Consider the following 1,969-nt stretch of genomic DNA (forward strand, 5'->3'; position numbering starts at 1 on the left):
AAATGGAAGCATGAAACTCTTGTTATGCAAAAGTGGCTTACTGCTCAATCTAGTGCTCCTGGGGATAAAACATTAAGTAGAGTTAAAGAATTACTTAGCAATGAGGTTTACGATAAGTCTGTGCCAAACTTAGTAAGATCTCTAGTTGGAACATTTACTGGCAACTCAGTTGAGTTTCACTCAAAATCAGGTGAAGGATACAAATTTATCACAGATCAAATTATTGATATAGATAAACTGAACCCACAAATGGCATCTAGACTTGCTGGAAGCTTTAAAGATTATAAGAGACTTCCATCAGATCTAAAAGCTCTTGTGAAAGAGTCTCTAGAAAGAATCTTAGCTGAAAAAAGTATTTCTAGAAATGTTTATGAAATTGTTTCTAAAACACATGCTGATAGCTAAATAATAGCTAGGAGAAGAATAAATGATGAATAAGCTAATTCTACTTTTGTTGTTACTTTCTTCTTCTAGTATTTTTGGAAAAGAGAAGGTGACACTCGCTACCTTTTTGATTCCTCGCTATATAGAGTCAGCAAATTCTGGTGAGTTTGTAGAGCTTGCTAAAAGTCTTGCTCGAAACGCAGGTTATGAACTCGAGTTGAAGATTTATCCAGCAAAGAGATCATTAAATACATTCATCGAAGGGAATGTTGATGGATACTTTCCCGCTCTAGATTCTATGAACGCCGGTAATGTTTATAAGACATCTAACTTCTACCTTAAAGAAGATTTTATTTTCCAGTTAAAAGAATCAGACTATAAGAAGATTAAAAATCCTAAAGCGTGTCTGACTAGAGGCTACCCATATACGAAAGAAGTTTTAGAGAGTAAGAGCTGGAAGCTTTACTATGCCAAATCGGATCAACATTGCTTAGAACTGCTTAAGATAGGAAGAGTACAACTATTTATTGGAGAGGAAGTAACAGCTTTATCTGCTTTAAAATCTTCAAATTTAATAGATAAGGTTTACTACAATAAGAATACGCCCATTTCTACTCAAAATGTATATTTCGCTTTTTCCGAATCAGAAAGAGGCAAGATTTTCAGTCAGAAATTCGATTTCGCACTAAAGAAAATGATGATGAGTGGAGAGTTTGAATCTATTTTACCAGGTAAAGAAAAGTAAAGTTAAGTTCTTTACTTCTTTTTAATTCAGAATACTTATTGAGCTATTATGAAAAAAGGTCATTTAAATTAGCTAGTTATGGAGATAAGTGAAGAAAGCTTGAGTTCCATAACTTCTAGTTTGCCCTTAATATTGGTTTATGAAAAAAATATTAATAGCTTTCTTTTTATTGAGTAATCTTTCCTTGGCCGAAGCTCCACGAAAGGTTAGAATTGGAACTTTCCTAATCCCAAAATATATTAGATCTAATACAGATGGTGCCTTTGTGGAGCTAATATCTACATTGGCGCGAAAAAGTGATGTAGAGATAGAGATTGTCCTCTTTCCTCCAAAGAGGGCATACAAGGAGCTCGACGAGGGAAATATTGATGGTCTATTCCCTGCAATGGAGTCTCGAGACCTCTCTAAGTATGAGCCCATAACAGACTTCTATATTAAAGAAATGTATATCTATGAAAGAGTTGGCCATGATTTCAGGAAAATTAAAAATGCCAAAGTATGTACAACTGATGGGTATACTTACCCTGAAGACTATATCACAAGTATGAATTGGAGCCGCATCAAAGCTGACTCAGACGAAACTTGCTTACAGTTACTAGATAAGAAAAGAGTCGATTTATTTATTGGTGAAATTGAAACATCTAATGATTCTATAAAGAAACTAAGTCTTAGTGATAATATAAAGTATAACCGCTATAGTCCGGTCTCTTCGGACAGGGTAACTCTTGTATTTAAGAAAGGAAATGAAGGAAAAAACTTAAGTGATAAGTTTGATAAAGCTCTAAAAGAGATTATGATAGATCGTACTTATGAAAAAATACTTTCTACCGGAGCAATAAA

At 33.9% G+C, this 1,969-nt stretch carries 3 protein-coding genes; all 3 read left to right on the forward strand.

Translation table 11 applies throughout. The features are described 5' to 3' along the window. Positions 1-405, forward strand: a 405-nt coding sequence (locus tag ABX784_RS17285; RefSeq protein ID WP_372656305.1) for an aminopeptidase N C-terminal domain-containing protein, incomplete at its 5' end; no start/stop codon positions are given. 22 nt (positions 406-427) lie between these two features. Further along, entirely contained in the window at positions 428-1,129 is a 702-nt protein-coding gene (locus tag ABX784_RS17290) for a substrate-binding periplasmic protein (protein ID WP_372656306.1), read from the forward strand. Positions 1,130-1,268: 139 nt separating this feature from the next. After that, the coding region (locus tag ABX784_RS17295) for a substrate-binding periplasmic protein (RefSeq protein WP_372656307.1) at positions 1,269-1,969 on the forward strand (701 nt) is incomplete at its 3' end.

This window comes from Halobacteriovorax sp., from assembly GCF_041587335.1.
Taxonomy (GTDB): domain Bacteria; phylum Bdellovibrionota; class Bacteriovoracia; order Bacteriovoracales; family Bacteriovoracaceae; genus Halobacteriovorax.